19 protein-coding genes are annotated in these 20475 nt (G+C 55.2%); 11 read left to right on the top strand and 8 right to left on the bottom strand.

The window, feature by feature from the left end:
* The first annotated feature begins 12 nt into the window (after positions 1-12).
* Positions 13-1212: an S-methyl-5-thioribose kinase gene (gene mtnK / locus FY046_RS09605; protein ID WP_133846216.1), complete on the top strand. Its 1200-nt coding sequence runs from the start codon at positions 13-15 to the stop codon at positions 1210-1212.
* A 76-nt stretch (positions 1213-1288) separates the two neighbouring features.
* Here the strand turns inward: mtnK and FY046_RS09600 are convergent, their stop codons facing one another.
* Both FY046_RS09600 and fadE read right to left on the bottom strand, forming a co-directional pair.
* Positions 1289-2047 carry a COG4705 family protein gene (locus FY046_RS09600; RefSeq protein ID WP_446185998.1) on the bottom strand — a complete coding sequence of 253 codons (759 nt, stop codon included), beginning with the start codon at positions 2045-2047 and terminating at the stop codon, positions 1289-1291.
* A gap of 185 nt (positions 2048-2232) precedes the next feature.
* A complete protein-coding gene (gene fadE, locus FY046_RS09595; protein ID WP_446185997.1) occupies positions 2233-4680 on the bottom strand; it encodes an acyl-CoA dehydrogenase FadE in 2448 nt (815 codons plus the stop codon).
* Between the two features lie 216 nt (positions 4681-4896).
* Between fadE and lpcA the strand changes: the two genes are divergently transcribed.
* Entirely contained in the window at positions 4897-5475 is a 579-nt protein-coding gene (gene lpcA / locus FY046_RS09590) for a D-sedoheptulose 7-phosphate isomerase (protein ID WP_133846218.1), read from the top strand.
* 150 nt (positions 5476-5625) lie between these two features.
* Complete coding sequence (locus tag FY046_RS09585; protein ID WP_133846219.1) at positions 5626-6393, top strand: class II glutamine amidotransferase; 768 nt, start codon at positions 5626-5628, stop codon at positions 6391-6393.
* Here the strand turns inward: FY046_RS09585 and dpaA are convergent.
* Positions 6364-7098 carry a peptidoglycan meso-diaminopimelic acid protein amidase gene (gene dpaA, locus FY046_RS09580; protein ID WP_133846220.1) on the bottom strand — a complete coding sequence of 245 codons (735 nt, stop codon included), beginning with the start codon at positions 7096-7098 and terminating at the stop codon, positions 6364-6366. The genes FY046_RS09585 and dpaA overlap by 30 nt on opposite strands.
* Positions 7099-7311: 213 nt before the next feature.
* Between dpaA and dinB the strand changes: the two genes are divergently transcribed.
* Positions 7312-8367, top strand: a complete 1056-nt coding sequence (gene dinB / locus FY046_RS09575) for a DNA polymerase IV (RefSeq protein ID WP_159337620.1) — start codon at positions 7312-7314, stop codon at positions 8365-8367.
* Positions 8368-8486: 119 nt separating this feature from the next.
* On the opposite strand, the gene pepD is transcribed toward dinB, so the two are convergent.
* The gene (gene pepD / locus FY046_RS09570; RefSeq protein ID WP_446185996.1) at positions 8487-9944 is read right to left on the bottom strand and encodes a beta-Ala-His dipeptidase; all 1458 of its coding nucleotides are present in this window, start codon (positions 9942-9944) and stop codon (positions 8487-8489) included.
* A gap of 264 nt (positions 9945-10208) precedes the next feature.
* On the opposite strand from pepD, the gene gpt reads away from it, so the two are divergent.
* From gpt to crl, 3 genes are all read left to right on the top strand, one after another.
* Entirely contained in the window at positions 10209-10667 is a 459-nt protein-coding gene (gene gpt / locus FY046_RS09565) for a xanthine phosphoribosyltransferase (RefSeq protein WP_133846223.1), read from the top strand.
* A gap of 146 nt (positions 10668-10813) precedes the next feature.
* The gene (frsA, locus tag FY046_RS09560) at positions 10814-12064 is read left to right on the top strand and encodes an esterase FrsA (RefSeq protein ID WP_133846224.1); all 1251 of its coding nucleotides are present in this window, start codon (positions 10814-10816) and stop codon (positions 12062-12064) included.
* A 57-nt stretch (positions 12065-12121) separates the two neighbouring features.
* Positions 12122-12523 carry a sigma factor-binding protein Crl gene (gene crl, locus FY046_RS09555; RefSeq protein WP_133846225.1) on the top strand — a complete coding sequence of 134 codons (402 nt, stop codon included), beginning with the start codon at positions 12122-12124 and terminating at the stop codon, positions 12521-12523.
* 125 nt (positions 12524-12648) lie between these two features.
* Here crl and FY046_RS09550 read toward each other — a convergent pair whose 3' ends face one another.
* Positions 12649-13803, bottom strand: coding sequence for a porin (locus tag FY046_RS09550; RefSeq protein WP_272952614.1), 1155 nt, complete (start codon positions 13801-13803; stop codon positions 12649-12651).
* 246 nt (positions 13804-14049) lie between these two features.
* Between FY046_RS09550 and proB the strand changes: the two genes are divergently transcribed.
* Genes proB through FY046_RS09535 form a run of 3 tightly spaced genes read left to right on the top strand, consistent with a single transcriptional unit; the run spans position 14050 to position 17065 of the window.
* Positions 14050-15153: a glutamate 5-kinase gene (gene proB / locus FY046_RS09545; RefSeq protein WP_133846226.1), complete on the top strand. Its 1104-nt coding sequence runs from the start codon at positions 14050-14052 to the stop codon at positions 15151-15153.
* 9 nt (positions 15154-15162) lie between these two features.
* Positions 15163-16416 carry a glutamate-5-semialdehyde dehydrogenase gene (gene proA, locus FY046_RS09540; RefSeq protein WP_159337624.1) on the top strand — a complete coding sequence of 418 codons (1254 nt, stop codon included), beginning with the start codon at positions 15163-15165 and terminating at the stop codon, positions 16414-16416.
* Positions 16417-16438: 22 nt separating this feature from the next.
* Entirely contained in the window at positions 16439-17065 is a 627-nt protein-coding gene (locus FY046_RS09535) for a LysE family translocator (RefSeq protein WP_167864045.1), read from the top strand.
* Positions 17066-17098: 33 nt separating this feature from the next.
* On the opposite strand, the gene FY046_RS09530 is transcribed toward FY046_RS09535, so the two are convergent.
* Positions 17099-17920, bottom strand: a complete 822-nt coding sequence (locus FY046_RS09530) for a shikimate 5-dehydrogenase (protein ID WP_159337626.1) — start codon at positions 17918-17920, stop codon at positions 17099-17101.
* 238 nt (positions 17921-18158) lie between these two features.
* Between FY046_RS09530 and FY046_RS09525 the strand changes: the two genes are divergently transcribed.
* Positions 18159-18791 (top strand): alanyl-tRNA editing protein, encoded by a 633-nt coding sequence (locus tag FY046_RS09525; RefSeq protein WP_171148806.1) that lies wholly within the window; start codon positions 18159-18161, stop codon positions 18789-18791.
* 3 nt (positions 18792-18794) lie between these two features.
* On the opposite strand, the gene FY046_RS09520 is transcribed toward FY046_RS09525, so the two are convergent.
* A complete protein-coding gene (locus tag FY046_RS09520) occupies positions 18795-19718 on the bottom strand; it encodes a pyridoxal-phosphate dependent enzyme (protein ID WP_133846231.1) in 924 nt (307 codons plus the stop codon).
* Positions 19715-20422 carry a helix-turn-helix transcriptional regulator gene (locus FY046_RS09515; protein WP_133846232.1) on the bottom strand — a complete coding sequence of 236 codons (708 nt, stop codon included), beginning with the start codon at positions 20420-20422 and terminating at the stop codon, positions 19715-19717. The genes FY046_RS09520 and FY046_RS09515 overlap by 4 nt, the downstream gene beginning before the upstream one ends.
* Positions 20423-20475 lie beyond the last annotated feature (53 nt).

The following is a 20475-nucleotide window of genomic DNA, read 5'->3' as shown; positions in this document are numbered from 1 at the left end:
AGGGGCAGATCAATGTCGCAATACCGTACGTTCACCGCAGCGGATGCCGTGGAATATGCTCGCCAGTTTGGCGGCGTGGCGAACCCCGAAACGCTGGTTGATTCGCAGGAAGTCGGCGATGGTAATCTCAACCTGGTGTTCAAGATTTTTGATACGGCAGGCGTCAGCCGGGTGATCGTCAAGCAGGCACTACCTTATGTGCGCTGCGTGGGCGAATCCTGGCCTCTCACCCTTGACCGTGCGCGTCTGGAAGCGGAAGTGCTGATTGAGCACGGAAAATTCTGCCCGCAGCATACGGTCAACATCCTTCACTACGATCCGGAACTGGCGGTGATGGTGATGGAAGATCTCTCTGACCATGCGATCTGGCGTACCGAGCTGGTGAACGGTGTTGAATATCCGCAGGCGGCAGGGCAGTTGGGTGAGTATCTCGCGCAAACCCTGTTCCATACCTCTGATTTTTTCCAGCATCCGTACCAGAAAAAAGCGGACGTGATCCGTTTTACTAACCCGGAGCTGTGCGATATCACTGAAGAGCTGTTCTTCAACGAACCCTACGAAGTTCATGAGCGAAATGCTTATCCGCGTGCGCTGGAGCCGCTGGCTGAATCCCTGCGGGATGATCAGGCCTTAAGGCTCGCCGTTGGCGGCCTGAAGCATCGCTTCTACTGCCACGCAGAAGCCTTACTGCATGGGGATGTTCACAGCGGTTCGATCTTTGTGAAAGAAGGCCGCTTGAAAGTGATTGATGCGGAGTTCGGTTTCTACGGCCCGATGGGCTTTGATATTGGCAGCGCACTGGGCAATTTGTTGATCAGCTACTGTGCAGCACCGGGCCTGCTGCCACCGCGTGAAGCGGCCGCCGCGCGTGAAAATCGTCTTAACGATGTGCGTGAAGTATGGCTGAGTTTCACCGAGGGTTTCCTGGCGCTGGCGGCAGAGAAGAGCCGCGATCGTGCGCTGGCCGTGCCGGGCTACTCCCGCGAATTCCTGCGTAAGGTGTGGAGCGATACCATCGGCTATTGCGGCACTGAACTTATCCGCCGTACCGTGGGGATGTCGCAGGTCGCAGATATCAAGAAGATTGAAGATGAAGCGATGCGCATCGAATGCGTGCGCCAGGCGATAATCCTGGGGCGCAGCCTGATCCTGCTGGCTGATCATGTGCCGGATGTGGAAGCACTGATTGCACGTATCCGCCAGAACGGTTAACGATACGGCTGGCATTAGCAAAGGGCCAATCGTTTTTACGACTAGGCCCTTTGCCTTTCAGATCGCCGCGCTCTTGTTACGCCGTTTCGCGTTGTGCTGAACGTTGTGGCAGCAGAAGAATGCAGACGGCTATAAACAGCATCAGCGTGAATGAGGCTCCGTAACGGCTCAGCGCCAGTCCGCCGTGTGCCAGTGGTTTATCCAGGAAGTCTCCGACCACTGCCCCGAGTGGACGCGTCAGGATAAAGGCAGCCCAGAAAATCGCCGTGCGTGACCAACTGGTAAACAGATAACATCCCAGTAAAGCCACCAGTGCCACAACAAAAATGACTATCCCACCAAGATAACCCATTCCTGCCGAATCAGCGGTCCAGTCGCCCAGCGCCGTCCCCAGCGTTTGGGAAAACATAATCGTGATCCAGTAAAAGATCTCTGACTGGCGATTATTCACGGAATATACCGACACCGTGCCGCACACTGCACGCCAGCATAATAAGGAAGTGAGTAACAGTAGACTGAGGATAATGGAGCCGCCCAGGTAACCTATACCTAAAGAGCGGTCGGCAAAGTCGGCCAGCGTTGTACCCACCGTGGTGGTGGCAATCACGGTGAACCAGTAAATATAGGGGTTAAAACGCGGTGATTTAATCTGAACAATCACTGCTGCAATAAATATCACTGCAAAGATCAGTGTGCCCGTCAGATAACCCAGATCCATTGACATGGTCACCGCGTCACCACCGGTTTCACCCAGTGTCGTTGCCGCAATTTTGATTAACCAAAAGATGGCGGTTATCGCCGGGATTTTACTTAAGTTGCGCTGCATTTCAGTCATTATTATTCCCCAGAGGAAAGCGATGTGCTTTACGGGAAAATATAAGCGAGTTTTATTAGTTTAAAATTAAGAGCAGGAGCAGAGGGAATAAAAAGAGGGAACGGATCAATAGTACGCTAATATTTAACATCGGTATGATTGATGAAATAAAAAAGGGTGACCCATTTCTGGCCACCCTGTTGATATTATGCGGCTTCAATCTTACGTGGCTCGGCCGCTGGGGATTTGACGGGTTGAGTTGCCAGCGCATCGGCGTCAAATTCATCCACGTTAATTGAGCGCAGGCGGCTGACTTCAGCACGGATCAGAATATCGGCTTCTTCCTGGGTGACCCATCCCGCCTCCAGCCCTTGTGCTGCCAGTGCATCCAGACGGGTAAACGACAGATTTTTTTTCTGCTGTTTACACAGGCGGTCATGAATCGCTTCTGCGGCCATCACATCGTGCAGCGCTTCTTCCAGCTGGCCTGCCGGGTTGTGTTCACTCGGTGCGAGATACTGACCGCGCCCCAGGCGGTTGCGGGTGGCGGATGGCACCTGCAAAATAAGCGCCAGTTGATGATCCAGGCGGTCGGACGGCGCCCGGCTGTGACGGCCGGTCGGGAACACCACGGCGCGTACCAGGCCCGCCACCAGGCGGTTCGGGAAGTTGCGCAGCAGGTCGTCGATAGCCGTGTCTGCCTGATTCAGCGCATCCTGAACGCCCCAGTGCAGCAGCGGTAAATCGGCTTCGTTACGTCCTTCATCCTCATAACGCTTCAGCGCTGCCGAGGCCAGATAGAGCTGGCTCAGGATATCGCCAAGGCGCGCCGAAATGCGCTCGCGGCGTTTCAGGCTGCCGCCCAGCACGGACATTGAGACATCCGACAGCAGTGCAAGGTTGGCACTGACGCGGTTCAGATGCTGATAGTAACGACGGGTGGCATCGCGAGTCGGCGAGGCGCTGGTGCGGCCACCCGTGAGTCCCAGCCACAGGCTGCGCAGCGTATTGCTGCCCACGTGGCCGATATGGCTGAACAGCGCCTTATCAAAGGCTGTCACATCATTATTCTGCGCTGCCGCCATCTCTTCCAGCACGTAAGGGTGGCAACGAATAGCACCCTGGCCGAAGATAATCATACTGCGGGTCAGAATGTTGGCGCCTTCCACCGTAATGGCAATCGGCGCCCCCTGATAAGCGCGGGCAAGGAAGTTGTTGCTGCCGAGCATAATGCCTTTACCGCCCGCAATATCCATGGCGTCAACAATTGCCCGCTGACCGCGATGAGTACAGTGGTATTTCACGATGGCGGACAGCACCGCCGGTTTTTCACCAAGCATAATGCCACTGGTGATCAGCGTGGCGGCGGCATCCATCACATAGGTGTTCCCGGCGATGCGTGCCAGCGGTTCTTCAATCCCCTCCATCTTGCCAATCGGCAGGCGGAACTGACGACGAATATGCGCATACGCGCCAATCGCCAGTGCAATGCTTTTCAGGCTGCCGGTGGAGTTGGACGGCAGAGTAATGCCACGGCCCACTGACAGACACTCAACCAGCATTCGCCAGCCCTGTCCGGCCATTTCCGGGCCACCGATAATAAAATCAATCGGCACAAAGATATCCTGGCCGCGTGTCGGGCCGTTCTGGAACGGTACGTTGAGCGGGAAATGCCGTTGACCAATTTCCACGCCCGGTGTCTGCGTGGGGATCAGCGCACAGGTGATCCCTAACTCTTCCGTTTCGCCCAGCAAATGGTCGGGGTCAGAAAGCTTAAACGCCAGGCCGAGCACAGTGGCGATAGGGGCGAGGGTGATATAGCGTTTGTTCCAGGTGAGGCGCATACCCAACACCTGCTGACCTTCCCATTCACCCATGCATACCACGCCAACATCCGGGATGGCACCGGCATCGGAACCCGCTTCCGGGCTGGTCAGGGCAAAGCAGGGGATCTCCTGGCCGCTTGCCAGACGAGGCAGGTAGTGATCTTTCTGCGCTTCGGTCCCGTAATGCTGGAGCAGTTCGCCCGGGCCAAGGGAGTTAGGCACACCCACCGTGATCGCCAGAATCCCGGAAACCCCTGACAATTTTTGCAGCACGCGCGCCTGAGCGTAGGCCGAAAATTCAAGGCCGCCGTACTCTTTCTTGATAATCATGGCGAAGAAGCGGTGCTGTTTGAGATACGCCCACAGCTCAGGCGGCAAATCGGCCATTTCATGGGTGATCTGGAAGTCATTTGCCATACGGCAGGCTTCTTCTACCGGACCGTCAATAAACGCCTGCTCTTCCGGCGTCAGTCGCGGCTGCGGATAGGCATGAAGTTTTTTCCAGTCCGGTGTACCACGGAACAGATCGCCTTCCCACCAGGTGGTACCGGCATCGATGGCTTCTTTTTCGGTGCGTGACATCGGCGGCATCACTTTCTGGAAGGTGTTCAGCGTGGGTTTGCTGAACAGCGCCTGGCGCATGGGCAGGAGATTAAATGGCAGCAGAATAAGCACCAGCGGGACCAGCAGCCAAAGTGTCCACAGCCCTGCCAGTCCGAGCACAGCGGTCCAGAGCAGCAACGCAGCACTGGCAGCCAGCAGATTAATACGGTGATAAAACAGGGCGCCAATCAGCACGATCGTCGCCACAATACTGAGAACCATCATAACATGTGCTCCGTAAGTAGTAAGAGGTCCGACCTGTTGGGTATATGTTTAGATTACCACGGCGTCAGGTGCAATCTGTTTACATAATAATTACAACCTGGCTCACAAAGCGGTGGCACGAAGCGTTAATCCCTCTGGGGGGCGGGGAGATCGCTTCCCGGCTCTCTGGCAACTTGATAAACTCCTACAGTAACTCTTTCCTAAAAGGACATCCCTATGTATCAGGACATCATTCGCGCCGAGCTGAACGAAGCGGCAGAGACGCTGAATAAATTTCTTAGTGAAGATGCAAACATCGAGGCGATCCAGCGTGCGGCCGTGCTGCTGGCTGATTCATTTAAAGCAGGTGGTAAGGTTCTCTCCTGTGGTAATGGCGGTTCCCACTGCGATGCGATGCATTTTGCTGAGGAGTTGACGGGGCGCTACCGTGAAAACCGCCCTGGCTATCCGGCGATCGCGATTTCTGATGTCAGCCACCTGTCCTGCGTCAGTAATGACTTTGGCTATGATTTTGTTTTCTCACGCTACATTGAAGCGGTGGGGAAAGCAGGGGATGTGCTGTTAGGGATCTCCACATCGGGTAACTCCGGTAATATTATTAAAGCGGTTGAAGCTGCGCGTGCCAAAGGGATGAAAGTAATCACCCTGACCGGTAAAGACGGCGGCAAAATGGATGGCGTGGCCGACGTAGAAATTCGTGTGCCGCACTTCGGTTATGCTGACCGTATTCAGGAGATTCACATCAAAGTGATTCATATCTTGATGCTGCTCATCGAAAAAGAAATGGTCAAATAATCCCCTTCATCTTTCACGCCGCAGGTGCGTTAGCTGCTCTCGTGAACCCCGGTCACTTACTCGTGTAAGCTCCCGGGGATTCACTCGTTTGCCGCCTTCCTGCAACGTGAAATCCATTGGGGATAGAATCTATTTTCACGAGGTAATCCTGTGTGCGAACTACTTGGGATGAGCGCGAACGTCCCGACGGACATCTGTTTTAGTTTTACCGGGCTGGTGCAGCGCGGTGGCGGAACGGGCCCGCATAAAGATGGCTGGGGCATTACCTTTTATGAAGGGAAAGGCTGCCGCACATTTAAAGATCCGCAACCCAGTTTTCAATCGCCGATTGCCCGACTGGTGCAGGAATATCCGATTAAGTCCTGTTCGGTGGTGGCGCATATTCGCCAGGCGAACCGGGGTGAAGTATCGCTGGAAAATACGCACCCGTTTACCCGCGAACTGTGGGGACGTAACTGGACTTACGCGCACAACGGGCAGCTTAAAGGCTATAAAAACCTGGATACCGGCCCTTATCGCCCCGTGGGTGAAACCGACAGTGAGATTGCCTTCTGCTGGTTGTTGCATAAGCTGACCACTCGCTATCCGCGTACGCCGGGCAACTGGCCAGCCGTCTTCCGCTACATTGCGGAACTGGCGGCAGAGATGCGTGAGAAAGGGGTGTTTAACATGCTGCTGTCAGATGGCCGCTATCTGATGGCGTTCTGTTCGACCAATCTGTTCTGGATCACCCGACGTGCCCCGTTCGGCAAAGCCAAATTGCTGGATCAGGATGTGGAAATTGATTTTCAGAAGCAGACCACGCCAAATGACGTGGTCACAGTGGTGGCCACTCAGCCGCTGACGGCGAATGAAACCTGGCACAAGATTGAGCCAGGTGAATGGGCGTTATTTTGCCTGGGTGAGCGCGAGCGCTGATTCCTGTACGGCTGAGTTGCCTGTCATCGGGCGGCTCAGTACGTACTTGCCATCGCTAACGTTGACCGCCGGAGGCTGTTTGGTCTGCACGAACTGCGTGTAACCCGGCTGCAATTGCTTCCAGAAATTGATGTAAGTGGAGTAGCGATGGCGCTGCATGTTGCTGTCGGTCATGCGGAACGGATAAATACTGACTTCAACACGTGGCTGGCCATTGCGCAGCGCGGCTTCCACATAGTGATAAATTTCATCCATATAGGCATCGGTCATGGCATAGCAGCCAATTGACACGCAGTTGCCGTGGATCATCAGATATTTCCCCTGATAACCCTGCTGGCGATCGTATTCGTTCGGAAAGCCGACGTTAATCGCACGATAAAAGCGGCTGTCTGGTTTTAACTGGGAAAGTCCCACGCTGTAAAAACCTTCCGGACTTTTGAAGTCGCCCTGTACGCGTTTTGGCCCCAATCCACCCGAAAAATTACAGATGCGGTAGCTGTTAAGCAGGCGGAATTCGTTGCCGATTTTGCCGTACAGTTCCAGCGTGCGTTCTTCTTTGAAGATTTGCAGGTACACGGGGGTACCAATCAGTTGTTTCTTTAACTCTTTGCTTACCGGGGCCAGTGGGGTAACCGAATCCGGTACGCTGGCGAAGACAACGGCTGGCAGAAAAATCATCGCAAACAGCAGTGCGATTTTGCCCATTCTGGTTCCCTTGAAATGTAGGGGTTGAAAGCAACGCCGGAAGGCGTCTGTACTGACAATATCGGATAATTCCGCTATCGCTGCGTCACCTTAGCATTGTCTATTTTTTTATCAAGATAGCGAAGAATAAAAACCTTAATTTATGTGCGTTCCGTTGCGTATTGAACTCTGGCTTTTTGACTGTATACTTATACAGTATTATCGGAGGGGGCTATGCGTAAAATCATTCACGTGGATATGGACTGCTTTTTTGCCGCAGTGGAAATGCGCGATAACCCCAGCCTGCGTGATATCCCCATCGCGATTGGCGGCAGCGAAAAACAGCGCGGCGTCATCAGCACGGCGAATTATCCTGCGCGGAAATTTGGTGTGCACAGTGCGATGTCAACGGCGATGGCGCTTAAGCTCTGCCCGCACCTGACGGTGATTCGGGGCCGCTATGACGCTTATAAAGAAGCCAGCGCCCATATTCGTGACATCTTTTCCCGCTATACTGCCCTGATTGAACCCCTGTCGCTTGATGAAGCTTACCTGGATGTCACTGACAGCCAGCATTGCCATGGATCGGCCACGCTGATCGCGCGTGAGATCCGCGATACGATCCAGCAGGAGCTGAATCTCACCGCATCAGCCGGGATAGCGCCGATTAAATTCCTGGCAAAAATCGCCTCCGATATGAATAAACCTAACGGCCAGTTTGTCATTACGCCGCAGCAGATGCCTGACTTCCTGCTGGCCCTGCCGCTGGCGAAAATTCCCGGCGTGGGAAAAGTCACGGCGCGTAAGTTAGAAGAGATGGGGCTGAACACCTGTGCCGATGTGCAAAAAACCGATTTGGTCACCTTGCTGAGGCGGTTTGGTAAGTTTGGCCGCGTGCTGTGGGAGCGCAGTAATGGCATTGATGACCGGGAAGTCATCACTACCCGTGAGCGTAAATCTCTTGGCGTGGAGCGGACGCTGTCGGAGGATATTCATAGCTGGGAAGCCTGCCTGGAAATTATCGACCTGCTGTACGATGAGCTGGCACGACGGCTGGATAACATTAAGCCGGATCGCCAGATTGCCCGTCAGGGCGTAAAACTGAAGTTTAATGATTTCCAGCAGACCACGCAGGAGCATGTCTGGCAGGTACTGAATAAGGCCGATCTGATTGAGATTGCGCGAAAAAGCTGGGATGAACGGCGTGCAGGGCGCGGCGTGAGGCTGGTGGGATTGCATGTGACGCTGCTGGACCCGCAGCTGGAAAGGCAATTGTTATTGGGATTGTAAGAGCGTGTCAGGCATACCTGACCCCTGCGAGTGTCGCGATTGTGACAGGGCGCGGGGCATGCCTGTATAGAGGCTGTCGTAGGGGCGAGGCAGGCCTCGCCCGTATCATATGCGCAGCATTACTTAACCGGGATCGCCTTCAACAGCGCAGTCAGCAGCTGCCAGTACAGGTCAACGCTTCCAATATGCACCTGCTCATCCGGGGAGTGGGGTCCGGTGATGGTCGGGCCAATCGATACCATGTCCATCTGTGGGTACGGTTCTTTAAACAGACCGCACTCCAGACCGGCGTGGATAACCTGGATGTTCGGGGTTTTATCGAACAGTTTTTCATAGGTTTCACGCACCAGCGCCATCACCGGTGAGGTGGCATCCGGCTGCCAGCCTGGATAGCTGCCTTTGGCGAGGGTTTTCGCCCCGGCCAGTTGGCCGAGCGCAGTGAGCATTTCCACCACGTACTCTTTGCCGCTGTCGATCAGTGAACGGATCAGTGAGTTGATCTTCGCTTCATTGCCTTCAAACGTCACCACACCGACGTTCAGTGAGGTTTCCACCACGCCTTTCATCACGTCTGACTGACGGATCACGCCATTCGGCATGCTGTTCAGCAGGGCGATAAACGCATCACGGCTGGTGGTGCTCAGAGCCTGCTCCGCATGGGCCAGATCCTCGACCACCACGGCAATGTTTTTCTCTTTCAGGCTCAGCTCATTTTGCAGCGTCAGCAGATAGCCGGCTGCCAGTGACTTCAGCTTATCGAGGCTGGCAACAGGAACCGCCAGCGTGGCGAAGGCTTCACGTGGGATCGCATTGCGCAGCGTACCGCCGCTGAAATCCACCAGACGCAGGTCAAGATCCGCCGCATGGGAGAACAGGAAGCGCGCCAGCAGTTTGTTGGCATTCCCCAGACCCACGTGAATATCACAACCGGAGTGACCGCCTTTCAGGCCTTTCAGCGTCAGTTTCACCGTCTGATAACCGGCCGGAACCGCTTCACGGGTCAGCGGCAGTGTGCTGGTAAAGTCGATACCGCCAGCACAACCCATATAGATCTCACCTTCCTCTTCGGAATCGGTGTTAATCAAAATATCGGCCTGCAACCAGCCTGCTTTCAATCCGAAGGCACCGACCATGCCGGTCTCTTCGGTCATGGTCAGCAGCACTTCCAGCGGACCATGTTCCAGGCTGTTATCAGCCAGCACGGCCAGAGCTGAAGCCATACCAATACCGTTATCGGCACCCAGCGTGGTGCCGCGTGCTTTTACCCACTCGCCATCGATCCAGGGCTGAATCGGGTCTTGGGTAAAGTCATGCACCGTGTCGTTGTTTTTCTGCGGCACCATATCAAGGTGCGCCTGAAGCGCCACGGGTTTACGATTTTCATAACCCGGCGTGGCAGGTTTACGGATCAGGATGTTACCCACCTGGTCGCGCTCATTCCAGAAACCCTGCTCCGTCGCCCAGGCGATCACATGGGCAGCCAGTTGTTCTTCATGATAAGAAGGATGGGGAATGGAGCAAATTTTGGCAAAAATATCCCACAAGGGTTGTGGGGATAATTGAGACAATTCAGACACGATAACTCTCCTGTGTCAGCACTCCCTTTCTGCCGTGCAGGCAGGAAGCATGCGCTGATATCGGTTGGAAAATTCCCGTCAGCGAATCTGACGCGATGGCAAAAGAATATCACCGATTTCTGACACATGCTCACGATGCCCCAGGAAAAAAGGGGGATACAAGGTGCAGCGGGCTGGTTTTTAGCGCCTCAGATCACTATAATTTCGCGCAACCGCTCCCCTTGCACAATTTTTAAGCCAATTTCATTGGCCGGGATTCTTTTAATGAGTGAAAAATACATCGTCACCTGGGACATGCTGCAAATCCATGCCCGTAAACTGGCCGAGCGCCTTCTGCCCGCTGAACAGTGGAAAGGCATTATTGCCGTCAGCCGTGGTGGTCTGGTACCTGCCGCCTTACTGGCGCGTGAGCTGTGTATCCGCCACGTCGACACGGTTTGCATCTCCAGCTACGACCACGATAACCAGCGCGAAATGACCGTGCTGAAGCGTGCAGAAGGGGATGGTGAAGGTTTCATCGTGATCGATGACCTGGTGGACACCGGCGGCACTGCACAGGCTATCCGTGAGATGTACCCGAAAGCGCATTTCGTGACGATTTTCGCTAAACCAGCCGGACGCCCACTGGTGGATGATTATGTTATCGACATCCCGCAAAACACCTGGATTGAACAGCCGTGGGACATGGGCATTGCCTACCTTCCCCCGCTGGTAAAAAGCTGATTGATTCACTCTGTCATCAGAGACATTTAGTGTGTTAGATCAAAACACGCCCGATTCTGTCGGGCGTGTTTGTTTTTACCCTTCGCGTGAAACTCCCTGCTACGGTAGACTCAAATCCTACCCGTACGCCAGAGGAACGCCCTGTTATGTCGCCGAAAAACCTCAGCGAAGAACTCTTCAAGCCGCGTTTTAAACACCCGGAAACCTCATCGCTGGTGCGACGTCTGCATCATCATCGCCCGTTGAGCATCCAGTCTGCGCTGGATGGCGAAACCCATGCCGGCTGGTATCGGATGATTAACCGCCTGCTGTGGACCTGGCGTGGACTGACGCCGCAGGAAGTGAGTGAAGTGCTGGCACGTATCGCCGTCAGCACCGTTGAACATACCGATGATCAACTGCTGGATACGGTGATTGGCTATCGCGGCGGCAACTGGATCTATGAGTGGTCAAAGCAGGCGGCGCTTTGGCAGCAGAAGGCCACCGAATGTGATGATGACGCGCAAGCGGGCCAGTACTGGCTCCATGCGGCACACCTTTACAGCGTGGCGGGCTATCCGCATCTGAAAGAGGATGAACTGGCAGAGCAGGCGCAGGTGCTGGCCAGCCGCGCTTATGAAGAAGCCACCCACCGTCTGCCTGGCGAACTGAAAGCACTGGAGTTTGCTATTGCTGGTGGCAGCCCGGTGACCGGTTTCCTGCATATGCCGCCGGACGTGAAAGCCCCTTATCCGACGGTGCTGCTGTGTGGTAGCCTGGATGCGCTGCAAAGCGACCATTACCGTCTTTTTCATGACTACCTTGCCCCGCGTGGCATTGCGATGCTGACGCTGGATATGCCATCGGTGGGCTTTTCCTCTAAATGGAAACTGACCCAGGATTCCAGCTTCCTGCACCAACAGGTACTGCGTCAGCTGGAAAATGTGGCCTGGGTTGATCACACGCGCGTCGCCGCCTTTGGTTTCCGTTTTGGGGCTAACGTGGCGGTCAGACTGGCCTATCTGGAAAGCCAGCGCTTGCGCGGCGTAGCCTGCCTTGGGCCAGTGGTACACAGCCTGCTTAGCGATACCAACTTACAGGATCGCGTACCTGAAATGTATATGGATATGCTGGCCAGTCGCCTTGGCATGTCAGGGACATCCGACAGTGCATTACGCACTGAACTGAGCCGTTTCTCACTGAAAATTCAGGGACTGCTGGGCCGCCGTTGCCCGACGCCGATGCTGTCCGGTTACTGGGCTCATGACCCGTTTAGCCCGGAAGAAGAATCACGGCTGATCACCAATTCCTCCAGCGCCGGGCGTTTGTTAAAGATTAACACCTCCCCGGCGATGGCGAATTTTGATAAAGGCCTGCGTGACATTTGTGACTGGCTGGCGCAGCGCTTAGACGTATGAGTTGCTAATATTCAATAGTTTGCTACAACTATAGACTCAATTATGGAGGTTTTAACGATGACGTTACCGAGTGGACATCCTAAGAGTCGGCTGATCAAGCGCTTTCACTCTTTGGGTCCTTACATCCGTGAAGGCAAATGTGAAGGCGACCGCTTCTTCTTTGATTGCCTGGCCGTTTGCGTCAATGTGAAACCTGAACCGGAACTGCGTGAGTTCTGGGGCTGGTGGATGGAGCTGGAAGCCCAGACTGACCATTTCACCTATGAGTATCACTTTGGTCTGTTTGATAAAGAAGGCAACTGGAAGCCGAGCACGGTAAAGGGTAAGGATAATAATGCCCGTCTTGAAGAGACGTTACGTAACTTCCATGAGCGTTTAAAGGCGCAGTTAGCAGAGATCGAGCTGGGCCTGGTCCCGGCAGCCGGTTTTGCTGACAAGCCGGTTAAACTGACCGCGTAGTCCTGCCTGTTCATTCCTGACCCCCCATAAGAAAAGGCTGGATTGCTCCAGCCTTTGTTTTAGACACATAACGAGGGGTAAATCATTTATCGCTGTGGCAGTGGCGTGTCACAGCGTCAAAGGGATTAGAACTGGTACATCACACCTACAGCAACGATATCGTCGGTGTTCAGGTTCAATTTGTTGTCATCGCTCAACAGGTTAACTTTGTAATCGACAAAGGTAGACATGTTTTTGTTGAAGTAGTACGTCGCACCGATATCAACAAATTTGTACAGATCAGCATCACCAACGCCATTTTCCATATCTTTGCCTTTCGTCTGCACATAGGCCAGTGATGGACGCAGGCCCCAGTCGAACTGGTACTGTGCCACAACTTCAAAATTCGACAGTTTATTCACATAACCTGACACGGCGGTTGTTGTGCCGTTAGCCTGAGTGAAGGTTGCGCCGCTGTTGATTGGGTTCATGTTACGCGTTTCAGCGTAGGTCGTTGCCAGGTATACACCGTTGTTGTCATATTTCAGACCGGTTGCCCAGGCTTCCGCTTTGTCACCAGAACCGAATGCCGCATTTTTCTGGCCAAGGCCTGGTGTAGTCTCATTGGCGATCAGGCGGTTAGAAGAAGAAAATGCCCCATTGACACTCAGACCATCAATGATTTTATAAGAAAGAGATGCGCCGTAACCATCGCCGTTACTCACGTTACCCGCACGTGTTGATGAAGCGTCGTTTTTACCCTGATACTGCAAGGCAAATTTCAGACCATCGACCAGACCGAAGAAGTCGTTGTTACGGTAGGTCAGCATGCTGTTACCACGGGTCAGCATATAGGTGTCAGCGCGGGTGTAACCGGTGCCGCCGAACTCAGGCATCATATCGGTCCAGGCTTCCACGTCGTAGATCACACCGTAGTTACGGCCGTAGTCGATAGAACCAAAATCGTTCAGTTTCAGACCGGCGAAGCCCAGACGGGTTTTGTTACCGGCTTGCGCATCAGCACCGCCTTCTGAGTTGCTGGCGCTGAAGTTGTATTCCCACTGGCCGTAACCGGTCAGTTGGTCGTTAATCTGGGTCTGGCCCTTGAAGCCGATACGGACGTAGGACTTGTCAGCGTTGTTGCTGGCATTGGTGTCCGCTTCACTCATGTAACGCATTGCTTTAACTTTACCGTAGAAATCCAGTTTGTTGCCGTCTTTGTTATAGACTTCTGCGGCTTGTGCAGCGGTGGACAGGGCCAGAGCTGCGGTTAAGATTGCCAGTGCGCTTTTCTTCATCATTTTGCTATCAATCCCGAAAGAGTAAAAGTAATAAACGGCCCGAAGGCTCTGTTCGAAGCACGGACTTTTTACCCTTTCTCCATTAAAGTTTTATTACAGTTTTCAACACTTCTTGTTAATTGCGAACTTTTGGACTAGCAAGTGGTCAGGGCTTTTTCGCCCTTTTCCCGCGCTGGCTGTTGGCTTCGGGCACCACACCTGCTAAAACGTTTCTTTGTACTCTTTTTTACGAAATGGCAGGAAATAATGAGCAGCAGCCAGACCCTGGTGGTGAAACTGGGGACCAGCGTACTGACCGGCGGATCGCGTCGGCTGAATCGGGCCCATATTGTGGAGCTGGTGCGTCAGTGCGCACAGCAACATGCCGCGGGCCATCGGATTGTGATTGTGACCTCTGGCGCGATGGCGGCAGGACGTGAGCACCTTGGCTATCCTGAACTGCCCCCGACCATCGCCTCTAAGCAGCTGCTGGCTGCGGTGGGGCAGAGCCGTCTGATCCAGCTGTGGGAACAGCTGTTCTCGATCTACGGTATTCATATCGGCCAGATGCTGCTGACCCGCGCAGACCTTGAAGATCGCGAGCGTTTCCTTAACGCCCGTGACACCATGCGCGCGCTGCTCGATAACCATATCGTGCCCGTCATCAACGAAAATGACGCGGTCGCCACCGCTGAAATCAAAGTGGGTGATAACGACAACCTCTCTGCGCTGGCGGCTATCCTTGCTGGTGCCGATAAGCTGCTGCTGCTCACCGATCAGCAGGGATTGTTTACTGCCGATCCGCGTAATAATCCGGAAGCCGAACTGATCCGCGATGTTCACGGTATTGACGATGCGCTGCGTGCGCTGGCGGGTGACAGTGTTTCAGGCCTGGGAACGGGCGGTATGGCGACCAAACTTCAGGCGGCAGATGTGGCCTGTCGCGCCGGTATTGATACCATTATTGCGGCCGGTAACCGTCCTGGTGTGATTGGTGATGTGATTGCCTCCAACCCGGTTGGCACTCGCTTCCACGCCTTTGAAACCCCGCTGGAAAATCGCAAACGCTGGATCTTCGGTGCGCCTCCGGCCGGTGAGCTGGTGGTGGATGATGGGGCGCTGTCAGCCATTCTGGAACGCGGTAGCTCCTTGTTGCCAAAAGGTATTCGTGAAATTAGCGGTAACTTTTCCCGTGGTGAAGTGATCCGTATTCGCAGTTTGCAGGGGCGCGATGTTGCCCACGGCGTATCGCGCTATAACAGCGATGCCATGCGTATGATTGCCGGACATCACTCCCAGCAGATCAGCGAAATTTTAGGTTATGAATATGGTCCGGTGGCGATACATCGTGACGATATGATTGTTTCTTAAGGAATACGCATGCTTGAACAAATGGGTAAGGCCGCCAAGGCCGCTTCGTATCAGCTGTCGGTGCTGTCGACCGCACAGAAAAATCAGGTGCTGATGACGATTGCTGACCATCTGGAAGCGCAGAGCGCATCCATACTGGCCGCCAACGAACTCGACCTGGCAGATGCACGCCAGAACGGCATGAGTGCCGCACTGCTGGACCGCCTGATGCTGGATCAGACGCGCCTGAAAGGGATTGCCGATGATGTGCGTCAGGTGTGCCGTCTGGCCGATCCGGTGGGTGTGGTGATCGACGGCGGTAAGCTCGACAGTGGGCTGCGTATTGAGCGCCGCCGCGTGCCGCTGGGTGTGGTCGGCGTGATTTATGAAGCGCGTCCGAACGTGACCGTGGACGTTGCCAGCCTGTGCCTGAAAACCGGTAATGCGGTGATCCTGCGCGGTGGCAAAGAGACGTATCGCACCAACGGTGCCACCGTGCGGGTGATTCAGGATGCCCTGAAACAGCATGGTCTGCCAGCAGGTGCGGTGCAGGCGATTGAAAGCCCGGACCGTGAGCTGGTGAATCAACTGCTGAAGCTCGACCGTTACGTGGATATGCTGATCCCACGCGGCGGTGCCGGGCTGCATAAGCTGTGCCGTGAGCAGTCCACCATTCCGGTGATCACCGGCGGTATCGGCGTTTGCCATATCTATGTTGATCGCAGCATTGAACAGGATGCGGCACTGAAGGTGATCGTTAACGCCAAAAAACAGCGTCCAAGCGCCTGTAACTCGGTGGAAACCCTGCTGATTGATGCGGCGATTGCCGACACGTTCCTGCCTGCCCTGAGCGCCCGGATGGCGCAGGAAGGCATCAGCCTGCATGCGGATCCGCGCTCGCTGCCGCTGTTAAGCAACGGTCTGGCCAGCGTCAGTGCGGTCACTGAAGCGCAATATCGCGATGAGTGGCTGGCACTGGATTTGAACGTCAAGCTGGTGGACTCACTGGATGAGGGCATTGCCCATATCCGTGAGTACGGCACGCAGCACTCTGATGCGATTCTGACGCGCACCATCCAGAATGCTGACCGCTTCGTTAACGAAGTGGATTCATCGGCCGTCTACGTCAACGCCAGCACCCGTTTTACCGATGGCGGCCAGTTTGGTCTTGGCGCTGAAGTGGCGGTCAGTACCCAGAAGCTGCATGCCCGCGGCCCGATGGGCCTGGAAGCACTGACCACCTATAAGTGGGTGGCGTATGGCGACGATACGGTGCGTGTTTAACGGATAAAAAGAGGCGGTTGAAATGGTTACGCTTTCCCAGCTTTTACCCTTTGCCGCCATCGCCCTTGGGATGGTGTTAACCCCCGGCCCCAATATGATTTACCTGATCTCGCGCTCTCTTTGCCAGGGACGCAGGGCCGGGTACATCTCTCTGTGCGGTGTGGCGCTGGGCTTTATGTTTTACATGGTCTGCGCTGCGCTGGGGATTACGGCATTGGTGATGGCGGTGCCGATGGCTTATGACGCACTGCGCTTAGCCGGTGCGGCCTATTTACTGTGGATGGCATGGCAGGCACTGTTCGGGGGGAAATCCCCGTTTCAACTGCGCGATCTGCCGCCGGACAGCCCGCGTAAGCTGTTTACTATGGGGCTGCTGACCAATCTGCTGAATCCCAAAACGGCGGTGATCTATCTCACCCTGTTGCCACAGTTTATCCACCCGGAGCAGGGCAATGTTCTGGCGCAATCCCTGACGCTGGGCTTCACGCAGATCGTCACCAGTATGCTGGTGAACAGCCTGATTGTTTTTGCCGCTGGCACTATTGCTACCTTCCTTGCCGGCCGCCCCGGCTGGCAGAAAGCCCAGCGCTGGCTGATGGGAACGGTACTGGCGGGGCTGGCGGTCAAAATGGTGATGGATAAACGCTGAACGGGCCGCCCGGCAGGGCAGCCCACACGTCATCTATCCCTGTCGTGCATGCGCCGCCGCTTTGCGGAACAGGGCATCATCGGGCCGAACGCCGGTATACAGCGCAAACTGTTCCACTGCCTGAATAGCAAACACTTCAGAACCAGTAATGACAGTCTTCTTCTGGCTGCGCGCGTACTGTACCAGCGGTGTCAGTTCCGGTAACGCCACCACTTCAAAAATCACGCTGGCAGCATCAATAGTCGCACGATCAAATGACAATGCATCGGCATCTGCACCGCCCGCCATTCCGGTAGGCGTGGCATTGATCAGCAGCCCAGGCTGTAGCCCTTCCAGGTCAGCACGCCATTCAAAACCGTACAGCTCCGCCAGTTCGCGCCCACTGGTTTCGTTGCGTGCAATAATATAGCCCTGATGGAAACCGCTGTCTTTTAAGGCGCAGGCCACCGCTTTTGCCATGCCACCGCTGCCACGCAGAGCGAAGGTCAGTCCGGTGGGGACCTGATACTGTTTCAACAGGTTATGGATGGCAATATAGTCGGTGTTATAAGCCTTCAGGTAACCCTCGGTATTGACAATGGTATTCACCGAATTGATGGCTTTGGCGGAGGCGTCCAGCTCATCCAGCAGGGGAATGCAGGCCTCTTTAAATGGCATTGAAATGGCACAGCCACGGATACCCAGCGCCCGCACGCCGCCAATCGCCGCGCTTAAGTCTTTGGTGGTGAAGGCTTTGTAGAGGTAATCGAGATCGAGGGCGTCATAGAGATAGTTATGGAAACGGGTGCCAAAATTGCCGGGCCGTGCCGCCAGTGACATGCAGACCTGGGTGTCTTTATTCAGATTTTTGGTCATCGGGTTGTCTCTGTGAAGGGAGTGGCATCCAGCATGGACTAAAATCACGAGATAAAAAACTGCTGAATTCGCTGACAAATTTCCCCTTTTAAGCAGAACAGAGCGTCAAAGACGCTATTTATCTATTTTGTTGATTAATCAAGATTTCAGAGATTAAATTTCAACATTTCGTTTAGTTTTCTGGAGTGGAATGCTAACCTTCTGGGCGATAATCTCCTCACTGTTGAGAACCTGATTGATGACGGACAGAGCGTATTACCACAACGACAGCCTCGAAATGACCAGCGAAGTGATCAGCTGCCAGCCGGATGACAATGGTCAGTACCGGGTGATCCTCTCTTCAACGCTGTTTCATCCGCAGGGCGGTGGGCAGCCCTCTGACCAGGGAACGCTCGGGGGGATTGAGGTGGTGAAAGCCAGCCAGGAAGAGGGGCAGGTGATCCATCTGTTGGCAACCAGCGTGCCGCTCGGGCCGGTGGCGATCAAGGTTGATGGGCAGGTGCGCGTGCACCATACCCGCATGCACTCGGCCGGGCATCTGATCGGTGTCGTCGGCGAGCAGTTTGGCTGGTATGCCACCAAAGGTGATCATCGCCCCGGTGCCGGGCGCATTGTTTTTGCACCGGGAGAACAGCCTGTGAAAGCCGTGGACGTGGCAGAACTGGAGCGCCTGACCCAGGCGCTGGTGGCGGCAGATTTGCCACGCGTGCTGAGTGAGCAGGAAGGGATGCGTAAAGTCACCTGGGGAGCGCTGCCTGCTTACGCCTGCGGCGGTACGCACGTATTGTCGACCGCGCAGGTTGGCCTGGTGCGCATCACCAGTGCCAAAGAGAAGAAAGGGCAGTTATCCGTTCAGTACGAACTGGACTGAGGGTCAGCCGCGCAGTGCGGCGGCCATTTTTTGCAGGTGTTCAAGGCTGCTGGTGGCACCGCCGCAGACAATGACCAGCAGGTTTTGATAAGCGGCGATCTGCGGATGCTGGTCATAAACCACGGCAAGGCTGGCCCCGCAGGCCGGTTCTACCAGCACCCGGTGATCGTCAAGAAAGCGTTCGCAGGCGGTGACGGCGGCAAGATCTGACACCAGCAGGCTGTGTATCGGATGTTCACCGGCGCAGCGTAGCGCCTGGTCGCACACCCGCTTTGCGCCCAGCGAAGAGGCAATACTGCGGATCTCCGCCAGTTCGACGCTCTTCCCGGCGGCCTGCGCCGCATGGAAAGATGCGGCGCCTGTTGTTTCAACGGCCAGCACAGGAACGTCCTGCCAGCCATTACGCTGTAGCCCGGCCACCACGCCCGCCAGCAGGCCGCCACCGCCCACCGACAGCAGCACGGCGTCAGGTTTCATCCCGCTCTGCGCCACTTCATCAATCATCGTTGCGTGCCCCTGCCACAGCAGCGGATCGTCGAACGGATGCAGAAACGCATCCTGTTTGCCCGTCAGTGACTGTGCATATTGATTCGCTTCCTGCCAGGAGCTGCCGTGTACGATCACCTCAGCGTGCTCCTGCCGCAACAGTTCTTGTGCCCGCAACGGGGTGGTTTCCGGCACCACAACGGTGACGGGCACACCGAGATGGCGCCCGGCCCAGGCCACGGCCAAACCGGCATTGCCCCCTGACGAAGAGACAAAACGCTGTGCCCCCCGGCGCTGCCAGGTTTCGCAGGCAAGGCCAATACCACGGATTTTAAAGGAACCGGGCGGCTGTAACGCCTCCATTTTCAGCATCACTTCGCGGCCTGCCAGCAGGCTTAACGGGCGTGAAGAGAGAAGCGGGGTGGTGATATGCAGGCTCATAAGGTGCTCCCTGATTGTTCGTCGCGGATTTCATCCAGATAGTTGTAAATGGTGTAGCGGGTGACGCCCAGCGCTGCTGCGGCTTTCTCAATCCCGCCCTTGACGATAAACATACCGCGATCCTGCATTTTTCGAACCGCCGCCAGTTTGGCCTGCTTACGCGACACGCGCAGGTTGCCATTCAGTTCACTCAGCGAGTCAGCAATGATATCCGCCATTAGCTGCCCCATATCCACGCTCTCTTCTGTTTGAGGGGGCGGCGCGTCTGCGTTGAGCAGGCTATCAAGGCAGCGTTTCGCCGCCAACAGTTCGCTGTTATCAGTATTGATGCAGAGTGCGGCAAACGGCTGACCATTGCTGTCACGATAAAGTGCGGTCGCGCTGCGCAGGGTCTGGCCGTTTTTACCCCGGGTTGGATAGTCAGGGATCACTGTCGGCGTCGTATTGCTCGCCTGTGCGTTATCGTTGAGCAGCGCGCGCAGCCCCTGATCCTCTAAGGGAACAGCCAGTACCGGGCTGCCTGGCACGCGGCCGGTGATATGACCGTGAGTGATGGCCAGCACTGATTTTTCCGGGTGTTCCAGGTCATGCAGAACGATTTCTGTATTACGCCCAACCACACTGCCCAGGGCTGTGATTGCGGCGTTCAGGGTTTGCAGGATCAGTGCGCGTTCGCGGGCAATATCTGGGGAATGTGCTGTCATAATGACTCAACGAGGGTAAGAGAACAGAATGCAGTAGGTTATCAACAGGATGT

It is taken from the genome of Erwinia sp. 1181_3, from assembly GCF_052824965.1.
The sequence above is the reverse complement of the archived record's forward strand: the minus strand, read 5'-3'. Positions and strand labels throughout refer to the sequence as shown.